The sequence below is a fragment of the Streptomyces sp. ATLC9 genome (assembly GCF_057196705.1).
Window position 1 is genome coordinate 1 of the sequence record NZ_JBXUOY010000023.1, and the last position, 14,849, is coordinate 14,849.

Below are 14,849 nucleotides of genomic sequence, written 5' to 3' on the forward strand. Positions count from 1 at the left end.
GTCCTCCGGTTCGCCGGTGGCGCGCAGCAGCGCGCGGACGGTGGTGCCGGCCACTTCGCGGGCCAACGGCACGAGGTCGATGTCGCCTCCCGTCCCGAGCGGGGCGAGCCGGCGGGCCAGGACGTCACGCCACACCGGACGCAGGCGCTCCACCCCGGCCGCGCCGAGTTCCTCGGCGAGCGCGCGCCGGGCGGCGCGGTGGCCGGCGCCCTCCTGGTCGAACAGTGTGCCGCCTGCGGACAGCTCACGGCCGACACCCCCGGTCGTGCCGGCCGCGGTGCGGTCCAGCGGGACACGGGTGAGGGCCTGCCGATAGGGCTCGGTGCCGTGCACCAGCACCGCGCCGCCGAGACGGGTGACCGCGCGGCGGCGGGCGGCGGCGAGCAGGGCGAACAGCACGGGGTGGGAGCGGGTGTAGACGCGCCGGTCGCGGCGCCGGGCGCCACGGAGGGCGGACGCGGCGGGGGCGGGAGGAGTGGTCATCTGATGTGCACCTGCTTCGGGTCGGCGGGGCGATAGCGGCGGTCCCGGGACCACAGCGGCGCCCGGCGGGCATCACGTCCCACGGCGCGGGCGCCCACGGCCCACAGCGCGGACGCGCTCCCGGGCGCGGTCACAGCCGGCTCCGTGCCGCGAGGCGCCGGGCGGCGAGCCGCGCGGTGGCGGCGCGATCGGGCTTCAGGGAGCGGCCGGACAACGGGATGCCGGCGAAGAGCACCGCGTCCGGCCGGGCCGAACCCATGCGCTCCAGCGGTCCGTCCAGGGCCTTCCGCAGCGTGCCGCGGTCCGCCCCGGCGCCCGGCTGGACGACGGCGACCAGACGCTCGTCGCCGTCACCGGCCGGCACGCCCACGAGCAGGGCGAGTTCGACGCCCGGCACGTGCAGCGCCGGCTCGTACAACCCCGGGTAGACGTTCTCCGCGCCCCGCAGGACCATGTCCTTGCGGCGGCCCTCCAGCACGATCCTGCCGCCGTCCAGACGCGCCCGGTCGCCGGTGGCGACCCAGGGGTCCGCCTCCCCGCCCAGGTAGCGGTCCCGGGCCGCGGGGCCGGACAGCAGCAGCTCCCCCAGGGCGTCGGTCCTGGCCGCCACGCCGGGAAGCGGGGCGCCGACCAGATCCCCCTCGCCGGTGAAGCCGCTCTTGTCGGCCTGTTCGACCGCCGCCGCGGGGAACAGTTCGGTCAGCGCGTAGACGCCCCACGCCTCCTCGGCCCCCGCGCGCTTGACGCGGGTGAGCAGCTCGGCGCTCGCGGGAGCCGATCCGGTCCACACCCGCCCGGTGAACCGGCCGCCCGCCACCAGCAGCCGCCTCGCCTGCGGCGGTGTCAGATAGGTGGCCTGCGGGGCGAGGCGGCGCAGCTGACGGGAGAGCACACCCGCGGAACGGGCGGGCAGCGCGACCGGTGCTCCGCTCGCCAGGGACGGCACCAGGACGAAGAAGGTCCCGCCGAGGACGGGCCGCCCGGCCTCGGGCCGGACCAGCCCGGCCACCGCGGCCATGCCGGCGGCGAGCGAGGAGCGGGTGTGCACCACCGCGCGGGGCCGGGAGGTGGTGCCCGAGGTGAACACGATGACCGCGTCGCCGTCCCCGTCCACCGGGTGCGGCAACGCGCTCCGGACATCGGTGTCCAGGGCGGGGGCGCAGCCGGGCAGTCGCGGCCCGACAGTGGCCACCGGTCCCAGCTCCGCGAGGTCGGGCAGGGCCAGGCGGGCCCGGCGGGCGAGCGGCCGGGCCCAGCCGGCGGCCGCCTGGGCGGTGGCGTCGGCCAGGACGATGTCGGGACGGGCCAGGGCGAGACGGGCGCGCAGTACGTCCGGTCCGGCGCCCGGGTCGAGCACCGCGGCCCGGGCGCCGAGGCGGTGCACGGCGAGCATCACGGCCAGAGCCCGGGGTCCCGGCCGTACGGCGACGCCGACGGTGCCGCCGCGTGCGACGCCCCGCGCGTGCAGGGCGGCGGCGCAGCGGTCGGCGAGGTCGGCCAGGTCTCCGCACGTGGCCCTGATGCGCACGGCTCCGTTGCGGGCGGTGCCGAGGACGGCGGGCCGGCCGGGGTGGCGCCGCAGGGCGCCGGCGAGGGCGTCGAGCATCAGCGCGGGTCCTCCCCGTGGCGGCCCGGTCCCTTGCCGAGGTACCAGCGGGCGGTGCCGACGAGGCCGTAGACGCGCAGCCGGCGGGTGGAGTTCTCCACGACCATGTCGCGGGCGTGGACGATGGCGGTGGTGTGGCGGCGCACCCGGTTGAGGAAGAGCCGGTCGGTGGGGGAGGGGCGGCGCGGCATCCCGCCGACCGCCTCGTACAGCGCGGCGGTGACGGCCATGTTGTTGCCGGCGTGCATCCGGTAGGGGGCGAGGAAGCCGTGGCGGCGGCGGTGGGCCGGGCGGACGCGGCCGAAGAGGGCGGCGACGCGGACCAGCACGCGGAAGGCGGCCCGCCCCAGCGGTCCGTGCTCGTCGCGGCGTGCTTCGACGCGCCCGCACACCAGACCCGCTCCGTGCCGCAGGGCGCCGCGGGCGCCCGCCGTCCAGCCGGGCCGCGGCAGGCAGTCGGCGTCGGTGCGGGCCAGCAGGGTGGCACCGTGTCCGATCGCGTACCGGAAGCCGGTGTCCACCGCGCAGCCCGCACCCTTCTCCGGCTCGCCGACGACGTGCACCGTAAAGGGTGCCCGGCGGGCGAAGTCGCGGGCGAGGGCCGCGGTGCCGTCGGTGGAGGCGTTGTCCACGACGACGAGGGTGAAGTCGCGGTCGCGCTGGGCCGCGAGCGCCTCCAGGGTGGCGCCGATGCGCGCGGCCTCCTGGTGCGCGGGCACGATCACCCACAGGGTGCTCACGCCTTCTCCCAGACCATCGTCATGATGCTCACGCCGCCGCCCAGGCCCACGAACAGGACCCGGTCGCCGGGGCGCAGACGCTCGTGGACGCGGTCGAGCTGCACGCCGAGGGTGGCGCTCGCGATGTTGCCGAGTTCGGGGACGGTGACGACGAGCCGGTCCCGGGGGACGCCGGTGAGCTCCACGAACCGCTCCAGGTACGGCGCGGTGACCTGGTGCACCAGGATGTGCCGGAAGTCCTCCCACGTCAGTGCGGTGCGCCGCCGCATCCGGTCGAGCACCGAGGTGCCGACCTTCTCGAAGACCTCGCGCAGCTCGCCGCCGTCCCCGTGGAAGTAGGTGTGCTCGTCCCCGCGGGGGTGGCGCGAACCGCCGCCGAGGATGCCGCCGACCGGCCAGTGCTCGGAGTGCGTCTCGGCGTCCACGTCGAGGATGCCGCCCCGGTCCACAGCCTCCAGGACGACCGCGGCCCCGGCGTCGCCGAAGGTGTAACCCGCGAAGCCGTCCCGGAGCTGGCCGGGGCCGGAGGGATCGTGCCGCACGGCGCGGCTGGGGGTCTCCCCGGTGACGACCAGGGCTCGGCGGGCACGGCCGGCGAGGATCAACGCCCGCGCCGTGTCGATGCCGTTGACGAAGCTGTTGCACGCGTTCGTCACGTCCAGCGCGTGCGCTCGCGAGCCCAGTTCGGCCTGGACGATGTGCGCGGTCGCCGGCTCGGCCACGTCCCGCGTGGCGGAGGCGAACACCAGCAGGTCCACGTCGTACGGGGCGAGTCCGGCCCGGTCCAGCGCCGTACGCGCCGCCCGCACCGCGAGCGTCGAGGCGTACTCGTCCTCCGCGGCCACCCTGCGTGAGGCGATGCCGGTGGCCCGTTCGAGCATGCGCGCAGGCAGGGACAGCCCGGAGGCCGCGGTGAGGCGTTCCTGCAACTGCCGTGAGGTCACTTCGAGATCCGGCAGGCAGGAGGCCACCGCGGTGATGCCCACCCGGCGGCGCACCGGCTCGGGGGCAGCGTGGTCTATGTGCATGGGCTGGACGCTACGAGTGCGTCAGGACAGCCCGCCTGAGTGCCGGTACTCAGGCGGGATAGGTGATCGACCGGTCACCGGCCCGCCCGGAAACCGGCGAAAACCGAACGACTCCGGCCCGCCCTCGCCACCTGTCCGAAAGGGACACGTCCCCACCGGACCCGGTCATCCGAACGGGACATCGTCGATGTGCCGGCGTCCGTGCTCCTCGGTGGGCGAGTCCGATCGGAGCCGGTGCCGGTGATCCGAAGCGCACCGGTCGTCACGCGGCCGGGCTGTTGCCCGCCCGGGCCGCCTTCCGGAGGTTGACGGGAGACGGCCAGTCAGTATGCAATATATCGCATGCCAGTTCCGCGGAGCCGGGCGTTCGTCCCCCGGACCCTTCTGAGAGAGCGCGCCTACCAGGCGATCCGCGACGCCATCGTCGACGGCACGCTCGCACCCGGAGAGCGCCTCCACGACGCCGAGCTGGTGGAGTGGCTGGGCGTCAGCCGCACCCCTGTCAGGGAGGCCCTGGCCCGGCTGGAACAGGCCGGACTGGTGCGGACCAAGCCCGGCAGCCACACCTCGGTCAGCCCGCTGGACGCCCGTGCCGTCCGCGACGCCCAGTCGGTGGTGGCCGCCATGCACGAGGTGGCCGTCCGCGAGGCGGTGCCGAACCTGGACACCACCGAACTGGACGCCATGCGCGCGGCGAACGCCCGCTTCGCCGGCGCACTGCGCCGCGGCGACGTCGAGGGCGCGCTCGCCGCCGACGACGACTTCCACGCCGTCACCGTCACCGCCTGCGCCAACCAGGCGGTGCTCGGTGTCCTGGAGCAGTACACGCCGGTGCTGCGCCGTGTGGAACGGCTGCGCTTCTCCTCGCTGAGCGGACGGGACTCGGTGGCGCAGCACGAACGGATCACCGAGCTGTGCGCGGCGGGGGACGCCGAGGGCGCGGCCGACGCGGCACGCGCCAACTGGCACACGCTCGTCCCCCTGCTGGACACCCTGCCCTCCGAGCGGTAACGGCGGGGCTGCGGACCGGGCCGGCCCCGGCCCGCCACGACGGCAGCCCGGCCGCACCGGGCCGACCACGACAAGGAGCCCACCGTGTCCCTCGACGACTTCGAGCGCTACCCCCTGCTGTTCGGCCCCAGTCCGGTCCACCCGCTGGACCGGCTCAGCGACGCCCTGGGCGGAGCCCGCGTCTGGGCCAAGCGCGAGGACTGCAACAGCGGGCTCGCCTACGGCGGCAACAAGACCCGCAAGCTGGAGTACCTGGTGCCTGACGTCCTGAGACAGGGCGCGGACACCCTCGTGACCGTCGGCGGCGTGCAGTCCAACCACACACGGCAGGTCGCCGCCGTGGCCGCCCGGCTGGGACTCAGGGCCCGCCTGGTGCAGGAGCACTGGGTGGACTGGCCGGACCCGGTCAACGACAAGGTGGGCAACATCCTGCTGTCCCGTGTGATGGGCGCCGACGTCGAACTCGTCGACGCCGGCTTCGACATCGGCTTCCGGGACAGCTGGCACCGGGCCATGGAGGACGTACGGGCCGCGGGCGGCACACCCTACGCCATCCCCGCCGGGGCCTCCGACCACCCGCTGGGCGGACTGGGCTTCGCCAACTGGGCTTACGAGGTACAGGCGCAGGAGCGCGAACTCGGCGTCTTCTTCGACACCGTGGTGGTGTGCAGCGTCACCGGCAGCACCCAGGCCGGGATGATCGCCGGATTCGCCGGCCAGGACCGTCCGCGCCGGGTGATAGGCATCGACGCCTCCGCCGAACCGGCCGGGACGCGGGCTCAGGTGGAGCGCATCGCCCGAGGCACCGCCGAACTCATCGGACTGGAAAGGGACCTGAGGGACGAGGAGGTCACCCTCCTGGAGGGGTGGGCGGGCGAGAAGTACGGCGTTCCCGTCCAGTCCACCCTGGACGCCATCCGCCTGGCCGGCCGGACCGAGGGGATGATCCTGGACCCGGTCTACGAGGGCAAGTCGATGGCCGCGCTCACCGACCTGGTGCGCGACGGCGACATCCCCAAGGACTCCGACGTCCTGTACGCCCACCTCGGCGGCCAGCCGGCCCTCAACGCCTACAGCGGCCTGTTCCACTGACGAACCCGCCGTCCCCGCACGGCGGGCCGTCCGCGAGGGAGCCCGGCCTGGCGGGCGGTTCGCCCCGGGTCACGGGGACAGCCACACCGTCGTGTCGCCCGGCAGGCGGCCTCCCTCCAGTTCCTCGCTGGTCAGGAGCACCTCGCCGTGGGCGGGCAGCGCGACCGGGTCTCCGGAGAGGTTCGCCACGCACCGGAACCCGGGGGTGCGGACGAACGACAGCACCGAGTCGTCCGGAGCGCTGTCCCAGGTGAGTGTGCCGTGCCCGAGCGCCGGATGGCTGCGGCGCAGGGCCAGCGCCGACCGGTACAGGTTCAGCATCGACGACGGATCGCGGTCCTGGGCCTCGGCCGTCAGCGGCTTCCACGCGTCGGGCTGCGGGAGCCAGGGCGGCCTTCCGGCGCCGTCGGGGCTGAAGCCGAACGGTGGGCCGTCCCCGCTCCACGGCAGGGGGACGCGGCAGCCGTCACGCCCCCGGTCGGTGTGCCCGGAGCGCTGCCAGGTGGGGTCCTGGAGCAGTTCCTCGGGGAGGTCCTCGACCTCCCACAGACCCAGCTCCTCCCCCTGGTACAGGTACGCGCCGCCGGGCAGGGCGAGGGTGAACAGGGCTGCGGCCCTGGCCCGGCGGGTGCCGAGCCGCAGGTCCGCGGGCCCCCGCAGGTCCGCAAGCGAGCGCACCGGCCCGTCCGGCTGCGGCCTGGCGTAGCGGGACACGTGCCGGGCGACATCGTGGTTGGACAGCACCCAGGTGGCCGGTGCGCCGACCGCGCCGAGCGCGGTGAGCGACTCGTCGACGACGCGGCGCAGGTGGTCGGCACGCCAGGGCGCCATCAGATAGTCGAAGTTGAACGCGGTGTGCAGCTCGCCGGGGCGGACGTAGCGGGCCAGCCGCTCGGGGAAGCCCGCCCACGCCTCCGCGACGAACGCGCGGGGATCGTCGTACGCGTCGGCCACGGTCCGCCAGCCCTGGAAGATCTCGTGCACCTCCTCGCGGTCCCAGTGCGGATGGTCCAGGTCGCCCGCTCCTTCGAGGAGCTTGCCGTCGAGGGACCCGATGTCGGGCAGACCGGGCGCCTTCACCAGGCCGTGTGCCACGTCGATGCGCACTCCGTCGACGCCGCGGTCGAACCAGAAGCGCAGGATCGACTCGAACTCGGCCCGCACCTCGTTGTCGTCCCAGTTCAGGTCCGGCTGCTCGGGGGCGAACAGGTGCAGGTACCACGGACCCGGCGAGCCGTCGGGCCCGGTGGTCCGCGTCCAGGCGGGCCCGCCGAAGACGCTCCTCCAGTCATTGGGCGGCAGCTCGCCTCCGGGGCCGCGTCCCGGCCGGAAGATGTACCGCTCCCTGGCGGAGGAACCGGGCCCGCCGGACAGCGCCTCGCGGAACCACGCGTGCGCGGACGAGGTGTGGTTCGGCACGATGTCGATGAGGACGCGCAGTCCGTGCTCGTGTGCCTCCTCCACCAGTGCCCGCGCGTCCTCCAGCGTGCCGAAGACCGGGTCGATGTCCCGGTAGTCCGCGACGTCGTAGCCGCCGTCGGCCATGGGGGACGGATACCAGGGGGTCAGCCACAGCGCGTCGACGCCGAGTGCGGCGAGGTACGGAAGGCGCTGCCGCACTCCGGCGATATCGCCGACGCCGTCGCCGTCGGCGTCGGTGAAGCTGCGGATGTACACCTCGTAGATGACGGCGTCGCGCCACCAGTCGGCGGTGGTCCGGGCGAGTGCCACGTCTCTCCTCAGGGCGTGATCGGGATGTCGGACGAAGGGCCGGTCGCCCGGCGGTGCCCGCGGCGGGTCCCGTGCCGGGGAGCCGGTACCGGGGGCACCGCGCGGGCGGCGCAGGGCTCGCAAGCCGCCCGGCGCCGGGAGTCGTTCCACGATGTCTGCCCACCCCGTCGCCGAAGATGTCCGCAAAGGGCGCGGTGGGGCGGAGAGGGTCGCCCGGGGGAGGCCCTGCCCGCTTCGGCGGGAGTGTTCGGCGGTATCGCGGCGCCCGCCCGATGTGCTGGTGGTTGCCGGTCTTCGGGGACTCCTCATCGCCTGGTCGGTCGCCTAACATGAACGGATTATGAGGGGAGCGTTTTCGGTCAACACCGGTGGATGTGGCGTTGATGTCGGCTTCGGCGGCGACATCGGCCACGGCGCGCACGGCGGAAGCGACGCCCCCGAGGCGGTCGAGGCCGGACTCCGTCTCGGTGAGCCGCTCACCGGGGGCCGCGGCACAGTCGCCGTCCGGTCGTGGCGTGCCATGTCCGGGGAGGGCCACGCTCCACCGTCTTCGCCGCCCGCCCACCGGGCGCACCTGCCGTGCGGACCGGCGTCCCGTCTTCCAGATCTCAGAGGGCCTCTCGTATGAACGCGCTTCCCCTGCTCCTGATCGGCCTCGCGATGTTCGCGGGCGGATACGTCCTGTACTCGAGATTCCTGGGCAACCGGGTCTACAGGCTCGACGCGTCCTTTCGCACGCCCGCGCACGAACTGCGGGACGGCGTGGACTATGTCCCGACCAACAAGTTCGTGCTGTGGGGACACCACTTCACCTCGGTCGCGGGCGCGGCGCCCATCGTCGGCCCCGCGGTCGCCGTCATCTGGGGCTGGCTGCCCGCTTTCCTGTGGGTCACCCTCGGCACGGTCTTCTTCGCGGGCATGCACGACCTGGGTGCCCTGTGGGCCTCGGCGCGCAACAAGGGCCGCTCGATCGGCACGCTCTCCGGCCGCTACATCGGCGGCCGGGGCGCCAACCTCTTCCTCGTCGTGATCTTCCTGCTGCTCCTGATGGTGGTCGCGGCCTTCGCGGTGGTGATCAAGAATCTGCTGATCTCCACACCCTCGGCGGTGATCCCCGCCTGGGGCGCGGTCGCGGTGGCGCTGCTGATCGGCCAGGCGGTCTACCGCTACAGGATGAGCCTCGGCCTGGTCACCGTGGTCGGCGTCGCCGCGCTCTACGGCCTGATCCTCCTCGGCGACGCCGTCCCGGTGCGGCTGCCCGACCCGATCCTGGGCATGTCTCCCGCGACCTTCTGGATCGTCGCCCTCTTCGTCTACGCCGGCATAGCCTCCCTGCTGCCCGTGTGGGTGCTGCTCCAGCCCCGTGACTACATCAACGGCGTCCAGCTCTTCGTCGGACTCGGCGTCCTGTTCGCCTCGGTGCTGCTGAGCGCTCCGACGATCGTCGCCCCGGCCCTCAACGACGCCGTGCCCGCGGGCACCCCGGGTCTCGTGCCGCTGCTCTTCGTCACCATCGCGTGCGGCGCGATCTCCGGCTTCCACGGCATGGTCTCCTCCGGCACCAGCTCGAAACAGCTGGACAAGGAGACCGACGCCCGTTTCGTCGGCTACTTCGGCGCGGTCGGCGAGGGCCTGCTCGCGCTCGGCGCGATCATCGCCGCCGTCGCGGGCTACCGCACCCTGGCCGACTGGGAGGCCGTTTACAGCGCCTTCGGCCAGGGCGGCGTCGCGGCGTTCGTCGAGGGCGGCGGCGCGATCCTCAACAGCGGACTGGGCCTGCCCGTGTCGCTGAGCTCGACGGTCCTGGCCACCATGGCGATCCTGTTCGCCGCCACCACCATGGACACCGGCGTGCGTCTGCTGCGCTTCGTCGTCCAGGAGGCCGGCGAGGTCGCGAAGGTGAAGGTCGGCAATGTCGCCGGCACCCTCATCACGCTCGCCGTCGGCGCGGGACTCACCTTCAGCCAGGGCGCCGGGGGCGAGGGCGGCCTGCGCATCTGGCCGCTGTTCGGAACCAGCAACCAGCTGCTGGCCTCTCTGACGCTGTCCATCGTCGCCGTCATGCTGATCCGCAAGCGGCGCAATCCCGCGCCTGCGCTGATCCCGCTCGTGGTCGTGTTCGTCATGTCGTTCTGGGCCGCGGTCGTACAGCTCGGCGACTTCTACGAAGCCGGGGACTGGCTGCTGCTGGTCATCGACCTCGTCATCATCGTCGCCGCCCTGTGGGTCGCCTTCGAGGCGGCCGTCGCGATGCGGCGGGCGTCCCGGGAGCCGCCGGAGGCCCTCGACGCCGATGTGACGGAGAAGGGCGAGCTGACGAGGTGACGTCCCGCTGGGCCTCGCTGCGGGCCGGGCTGGAGGAGTTCTACGCCGGTCCCTACCGGCGTACCCTCGCCCGCGCCCGGCGCGAGGAGGACGACCTGTTCCGGATGGTGGTCCTCGCGGAGGCACTGGGCGTACCGGACCCGGCGGCGTACTACACCGCCGAGCTGATGCCCGCCCTCTACGAGGACTTCCACGCCTGGCACCGCCGTATGGGCATGGACCGCTCACCACTGGAGCACATCGGGTGCTGCTAGACCTCATCACCTCGCGCGGGGTCGTCTTCGTCGGCGGCAAGGGCGGGGTCGGCAAGACGTCCGTCGCCGCGGCGCTCGCCCTCGGCCGTGCCCGGTCGGGCGCCCGCGTGCTGCTGGTCTCCACCGACCCCGCCCACAACCTCGGCCACCTCTGGGGCCGCCCCGTGGGCGACGAGCCCGTGCGCCTCGCCGGCCACGTCGACGGGCTGGAGATCGACCCGGAACGCACGGTCGAGCGGCACCTGTCCGCGGTCGCCGAGACGATGCGGCGGCTGCTCCCCGAGCGGATGCACGCACCGGCCGCCCGGCACTTGCAACTGGCCCGGCAGGCGCCCGGCACCCACGAGTCGGCGGTACTGGAACGGGTCGCCGAGGCGGTGGAACTCGCAGGGGATGCCTACGACCTGGCCGTCTTCGACACCGCGCCGTCCGGCCACACGCTGCGGCTGCTCGCGCTGCCCGAGCAGCTCGCCTCCTGGACCGAGGCCCTGCTCGCCAACCGCGACCGGTCCGAGCGGTTCGGCGCCGCGGTGCGCGGTCTCGGCGGCGGCGGGCAGGGCGACCGCGACGCCGAGCTGCGCCGCGTCCTGCTGCGCCGGCGCGACCGCTTCTCCCGGCTGCGCGAGGTCGTGACGGACCCGGCGCGGACCGGATTCGTGCTCGTACTGACCGCCGAAGTGCTGCCGATCGCCGAGACCGTGGAGGTGTACGAGAAGCTCACCGGGCTCGGTGTCGACGTGGCCGCACTCGTCGCCAACCGCCGTTCCCCGGCCGGCGCCGGTGAGCTGCTGGACCGCCGCCGGAGGCAGGAGGACGAACACCTCGCCCGGCTTCGGCAGCGGGTCCCGGGCGTCCCCCTGCTGGAGGTGCCGCTGCTGCCGGGGGATCTGGTGGGCGCGAAGGCCCTTGCCGCGCTGGCGGACCGGCTCGGGCCCCCCGCTTCCTGAGATTCCGCGCCCCCGCCGGCCGGTGGGGTGGGCGTGGGGGCCGCCCCGGTCGCGACAGGCGTCCGGGGCGGCGGGGGCGTCACCGCCACCGGAGCGCGGAAGGTCGCGGCGCGAACCGCGCGGGGCTCGTACGAACCGGTGGGCTGTGCCCGCCCGGGGATCCGTGACCACGGTCAGACGGTGACGGATTCCGTTGCCAGAGGTGCGGTCACGGACTGGAGGGTGACGGTTGAGGAGAAGGCCTGCCTGCCGTCCTGCGAACCGGTGACGCGGATGTGGCGCATGCCCCGGCCCCGGCCGGCGGGGGCGGCGTCCTCCGCGACGACGCGGCACGGCCGGTCGAGTTCCACGTAGCGCGAGAAGGTGGTGTCGAAGGCGACGGGAGTCGTCCGGCGGGGCCCGGCGGCGTACACCGCGGCCTGACCGCAGGCCTCGAGCAGCACCATGCCGGGTACATGGTCGTGGGGATGGTCGAAGAGGACCGGATGGCCGGTGTCGATCCTCAGGTTCCAGCTCCGGGGCCCGTCGCCGGCCGCGAGGACGACGTCCGAAGGAAGCCGACGTCCCGTCAGGAAGGGTTCCACGGGGGACGGGACGGGAAGTGCCCGGGCACAGGCCTGCCCGGCGTCCGCGTACCGGCCGCGCAGCCGGTCGTAGATGGCCGGGGGATAAGCCGTGTACCGAACCCGGGCGCTGCCCAGCAGGCTCTCCCCGCGCGCGGCGGTGACCGACGCGCTCAGACATGTGGTCCCCGATCTTCGGCGCGTGATGGGCTCGTAGGCGACGACGAGGTGCACCGCGGCCGTGTCCGCTCCGGTGCGCAGGGCGCCGGACGCCACAGTGGAGGTGAACCTCTCCCAGCCCAGCCGGTGGCTCACGGGGATGTCGAGGGCGGCGTGGGTCAACAGGGCCAGAGCCTGGCGGGCACTTTCGGTGAACAGGTGGGGGCCGTGCGCCTCTGATGTCAGGGTGTAGAAGCGGTGGACCTTGGGCCAGTGCGCGGTGACGGCATAGGTTCCGTCATGGTTCGGGAGCCAGCCCGTGACGAGGACCTCGGCGGGGTCGGTCTTGCCCACGCACTGGCCGAGGTCGGGGAGGAGGGGGGAGGTGCCGAGAGTCATGGGGTCCTTCCCGGAACGTCATTGTTCGCGTCATGTCTCCTTCTGGAGACACCCGAACATAAAAGTAAATACGACTATGTTCTCTGTCGAGAAGGAAATGAGGCACCACATGACTCGGGGGGCGGGCGGGCGAGCCGCGCTGCAGCAGAAGAGGGCGCTGCGCACGCGTGCTGACATCCTGCGGGCGGCGGCGGAGGTGTTCGCGGAACGGGGGTTCTCGAGAGCCACGCTCACCAGCATCGGCGATCGGGCGGGAGTGACCCTGGGCGCGGTGTACTTCCACTTCAGGAACAAGGAGGAACTCGCCCGGGTGATCGTCCGGCAGCAGCCCGACAGGGTGGTCACACCGTTCGACTCGACGGGACTGCAGTACGTGGTGGACGTCACCGTCAGCTGGGCCTACCAGGTGCTGGAGGACGTCTTCCTGCTGGCGGGCGCGCGGCTTGTGATGGAGCAGGAGTTCTTCGTGGGCTCGGAGGAGAACTCCCACCAGCAGTGGAGTCATGTCGTGGCCGAGGGACTGGTTGTCGCCAAGCGCAGGCGGGAGGTGCGCGCGGCCACGGACGTGGAGGCCATCGCCCGGCTGGTCGTCAACGCCTGCACCGGAGCCCAGATGCACGCCTACCTGGAATCGGGGCGGGCGGATCTGCCCTGGCGCGTGATGGACATGTGGCGCTGCCTGCTCCCGGCCATAGCCACACCGTCCACGCTCGCCAGGATCGAGCTGGGCGAAGCCCGCGGCCGGCCCCGGCGGGAGGCCGCGGGCGCGACGCCGAACGCCCAAGCGGGACACGGGCCGTGAGAACTATGCTCCTGCGGCAATCTCCATTCGCCGCAGGAGCATTCACACGACGGGGGCGCACATGCTCACGGACAGGACCGTCATGATCACCGGAGCGTCCAGCGGGATCGGCGCCGCCGCCGCGCGGGTGTTCGCCGCACAGGGCGCGCACGTGGTGCTGATGGCGCGCAGGGCCGCGCTGATAGAGGAGCTCGCCGGCGAACTCACCGCCGGCGGAGCGCGCGCGCTCGCCGTGCCCGGGGACGTGACGTCGGCCGACGACGTACGGCACGTCGTCGCCGAGGCCGTGCGCCACTTCGGCCGGCTGGACGCGGCCTTCAACAACGCGGGGTGGGGAACGGCGGGATTCGCGGTCCATGAGGTCCCCGACGCGATGTACGACCAGATCATGGACGTGAACGTGCGCGGTGTCTGGAACTGCCTGCGTCACCAGATACCCGTCATGATCGACCAGGGGACGGGTGGGTCCATCGTCAACACCTCCAGCACCGCGGGGCGATTCGCCACCGGCGCGGTGGCTCCCTACGTCGCGGCCAAGCACGCGGTTCTGGGGCTGACCAAGGCAGCGGCGGCCGACTACGGAGAGCAGGGGATCCGCGTCAACGCCCTGGTCGTGGGCAGCACCAGAACCGCGCTCATGGAACAGGGGAAGGACCGTCTGGAGGCCGTGGGCAGGCCCTTCGGAGCGCGGGCCATCCAGCCGAGGCTGGCCCGACCCGCGGAAGTGGCCAACGCCGCGGCGTGGCTGTGCAGCGATCTCGCCTCGTTCGTCACCGGAGCCGAGATCGCCGTGGACGGTGGGGCGGGCGCCGTCTGAGCGGTACGGTGGCGAGGAGCGGGGGACACCGTGAACCGCGTCGCGCGGCACTCCTCTCCCGGGGTCGGACGTACGCGGCCGGGGGAGACGTCTTCAGGCCTTCAGGCCGGTACCGGCTCCAGTTCCCGGGCGGGGAAGCGGCGTGGCGAGCCGAGGAGTGTCCGGTACGCGTGAGCGGCGGCCACCAGGGTCATGTAGTGGTGCCAGCCCGGATAGGAGCGGCCCTCGAAGTCCAGCAGGCCGAAGTCCTGCCTCAGGTCGCGTACCGCGTCGGCGGTGCCGGTCCAGCACCCGACGAGTGAGGAGAGGTCCGCGGCGCGGTGGCGCACCATGTTTGTGATCCACACGACGGAGGGCCGGCGTCGGTCGGTGAACAGACGGTAGACGCGCCGTTCCCGGACACCGGGAGCCGCCGCCGCGGTCAGGCGGACCAGATCGGCGGGCGCGCCCGCGTTCCGTTGCGTACCGCGCAGGCAGCCACCGACGACGGATCCCGCGCGTACCGCCCCGGCCGGAGGCAGGCCGTGCCGGATGCCCGGCGCCGTCAGGGAGTACGGGGCCCGGTCGGTCGCGTTGAGGGGCAGTACCGGGAAGTCGGCTGACACGGCGACCACGAAGTCGTTCCGCTGACGGGCCAGCAGGCGCACCAGGTCTCCCGCCTGCCTGCCGTCCCGCCGTCCGTGCTCACGCTCATATTGGCGCACCCATGTACGGAGCGTCTCGGGGTTCATGTTGAGTTCCCGGGCGACATGAGCGATCGGTTTGCTGGATTTCAACGCCAGCTGGACCGCTTCCTCACGGAACTCCGGCGAGTACGGACTTGGACGTGCCACGTGCTTCTTCCTTCGATTCCTTACAGGACAACCCTATTGGGTCCCTGTCCGGGATCTTC

At 73.2% G+C, this 14,849-nt stretch carries 12 protein-coding genes and 3 pseudogenes; 7 read left to right on the top strand and 8 right to left on the bottom strand.

Going from position 1 to position 14,849, the window contains the following annotated elements; translation table 11 throughout:
- The 4 genes and pseudogenes from AC2CJA_RS04490 to AC2CJA_RS04505 all read right to left on the bottom strand — a co-directional run.
- Positions 1-483 (bottom strand): annotated as a pseudogene (locus tag AC2CJA_RS04490) (cytochrome P450); the annotation flags it as partial.
- A 130-nt stretch (positions 484-613) separates the two neighbouring features.
- Positions 614-2,089, bottom strand: a complete 1,476-nt coding sequence (locus AC2CJA_RS04495) for a class I adenylate-forming enzyme family protein (protein ID WP_484601340.1) — start codon at positions 2,087-2,089, stop codon at positions 614-616.
- Complete coding sequence (locus tag AC2CJA_RS04500; protein WP_484601341.1) at positions 2,089-2,829, bottom strand: glycosyltransferase family 2 protein; 741 nt, start codon at positions 2,827-2,829, stop codon at positions 2,089-2,091. Before AC2CJA_RS04500 ends, AC2CJA_RS04495 begins: the two co-directional genes overlap by 1 nt.
- Positions 2,826-3,857 (bottom strand): 3-oxoacyl-ACP synthase III family protein, encoded by a 1,032-nt coding sequence (locus AC2CJA_RS04505; RefSeq protein WP_484601342.1) that lies wholly within the window; start codon positions 3,855-3,857, stop codon positions 2,826-2,828. Before AC2CJA_RS04505 ends, AC2CJA_RS04500 begins: the two co-directional genes overlap by 4 nt.
- Before the next feature lie 342 nt (positions 3,858-4,199).
- Between AC2CJA_RS04505 and AC2CJA_RS04510 the strand changes: the two genes are divergently transcribed.
- Both AC2CJA_RS04510 and AC2CJA_RS04515 read left to right on the top strand, forming a co-directional pair.
- Positions 4,200-4,868, top strand: coding sequence for a GntR family transcriptional regulator (locus AC2CJA_RS04510; protein ID WP_484601343.1), 669 nt, complete (start codon positions 4,200-4,202; stop codon positions 4,866-4,868).
- Positions 4,869-4,952: 84 nt separating this feature from the next.
- Positions 4,953-5,960 carry a 1-aminocyclopropane-1-carboxylate deaminase gene (locus tag AC2CJA_RS04515; protein ID WP_484601344.1) on the top strand — a complete coding sequence of 336 codons (1,008 nt, stop codon included), beginning with the start codon at positions 4,953-4,955 and terminating at the stop codon, positions 5,958-5,960.
- 69 nt (positions 5,961-6,029) lie between these two features.
- Here the strand turns inward: AC2CJA_RS04515 and AC2CJA_RS04520 are convergent, their stop codons facing one another.
- A complete protein-coding gene (locus AC2CJA_RS04520) occupies positions 6,030-7,691 on the bottom strand; it encodes a glycoside hydrolase family 13 protein (protein WP_484601345.1) in 1,662 nt (553 codons plus the stop codon).
- A gap of 624 nt (positions 7,692-8,315) precedes the next feature.
- Between AC2CJA_RS04520 and AC2CJA_RS04525 the strand changes: the two genes are divergently transcribed.
- From AC2CJA_RS04525 to AC2CJA_RS04535, 3 genes are read left to right on the top strand one after another with little or no spacing between them, the layout of a single operon-like run.
- Complete coding sequence (locus AC2CJA_RS04525; RefSeq protein ID WP_484601346.1) at positions 8,316-10,016, top strand: carbon starvation CstA family protein; 1,701 nt, start codon at positions 8,316-8,318, stop codon at positions 10,014-10,016.
- The gene (locus AC2CJA_RS04530) at positions 10,013-10,270 is read left to right on the top strand and encodes a cory-CC-star protein (RefSeq protein WP_093848858.1); all 258 of its coding nucleotides are present in this window, start codon (positions 10,013-10,015) and stop codon (positions 10,268-10,270) included. The genes AC2CJA_RS04525 and AC2CJA_RS04530 overlap by 4 nt, the downstream gene beginning before the upstream one ends.
- Positions 10,261-11,217, top strand: a complete 957-nt coding sequence (locus AC2CJA_RS04535) for an ArsA family ATPase (RefSeq protein WP_484601347.1) — start codon at positions 10,261-10,263, stop codon at positions 11,215-11,217. Before AC2CJA_RS04530 ends, AC2CJA_RS04535 begins: the two co-directional genes overlap by 10 nt.
- A gap of 173 nt (positions 11,218-11,390) precedes the next feature.
- Here the strand turns inward: AC2CJA_RS04535 and AC2CJA_RS04540 are convergent, their stop codons facing one another.
- On the bottom strand, positions 11,391-12,338 hold the full coding sequence (locus AC2CJA_RS04540; protein WP_484601348.1) for a ScbA/BarX family gamma-butyrolactone biosynthesis protein: 948 nt from the start codon (positions 12,336-12,338) through the stop codon (positions 11,391-11,393).
- Positions 12,339-12,447: 109 nt separating this feature from the next.
- On the opposite strand from AC2CJA_RS04540, the gene AC2CJA_RS04545 reads away from it, so the two are divergent.
- Both AC2CJA_RS04545 and AC2CJA_RS04550 read left to right on the top strand, forming a co-directional pair.
- Entirely contained in the window at positions 12,448-13,140 is a 693-nt protein-coding gene (locus AC2CJA_RS04545) for a ScbR family autoregulator-binding transcription factor (RefSeq protein WP_484601349.1), read from the top strand.
- A gap of 61 nt (positions 13,141-13,201) precedes the next feature.
- Positions 13,202-13,957, top strand: a complete 756-nt coding sequence (locus AC2CJA_RS04550) for an SDR family NAD(P)-dependent oxidoreductase (RefSeq protein WP_484601350.1) — start codon at positions 13,202-13,204, stop codon at positions 13,955-13,957.
- A gap of 101 nt (positions 13,958-14,058) precedes the next feature.
- Here the strand turns inward: AC2CJA_RS04550 and AC2CJA_RS04555 are convergent.
- Positions 14,059-14,631, bottom strand: a pseudogene (locus tag AC2CJA_RS04555) (IS701 family transposase); the annotation flags it as partial.
- Between the two features lie 45 nt (positions 14,632-14,676).
- Positions 14,677-14,790, bottom strand: a pseudogene (locus AC2CJA_RS04560) (transposase); the annotation flags it as partial.
- Between the last annotated feature and the right edge of the window lie 59 nt (positions 14,791-14,849).

Excerpts from the sequence above, each read along its gene's own strand:
- AC2CJA_RS04545 (WP_484601349.1), top strand. The coding sequence starts at position 12,448 with ATGACTCGGGGGGCGGGCGGGCGAGCCGCGCTGCAGCAGAAGAGGGCG.
- AC2CJA_RS04495 (WP_484601340.1), bottom strand. The coding sequence starts at position 2,089 with ATGCTCGACGCCCTCGCCGGCGCCCTGCGGCGCCACCCCGGCCGGCCC.
- AC2CJA_RS04550 (WP_484601350.1), top strand. The coding sequence starts at position 13,202 with ATGCTCACGGACAGGACCGTCATGATCACCGGAGCGTCCAGCGGGATC.
- AC2CJA_RS04510 (WP_484601343.1), top strand. The coding sequence starts at position 4,200 with ATGCCAGTTCCGCGGAGCCGGGCGTTCGTCCCCCGGACCCTTCTGAGA.
- AC2CJA_RS04540 (WP_484601348.1), bottom strand. The coding sequence starts at position 12,338 with ATGACTCTCGGCACCTCCCCCCTCCTCCCCGACCTCGGCCAGTGCGTG.
- AC2CJA_RS04505 (WP_484601342.1), bottom strand. The coding sequence starts at position 3,857 with ATGCACATAGACCACGCTGCCCCCGAGCCGGTGCGCCGCCGGGTGGGC.
- AC2CJA_RS04525 (WP_484601346.1), top strand. The coding sequence starts at position 8,316 with ATGAACGCGCTTCCCCTGCTCCTGATCGGCCTCGCGATGTTCGCGGGC.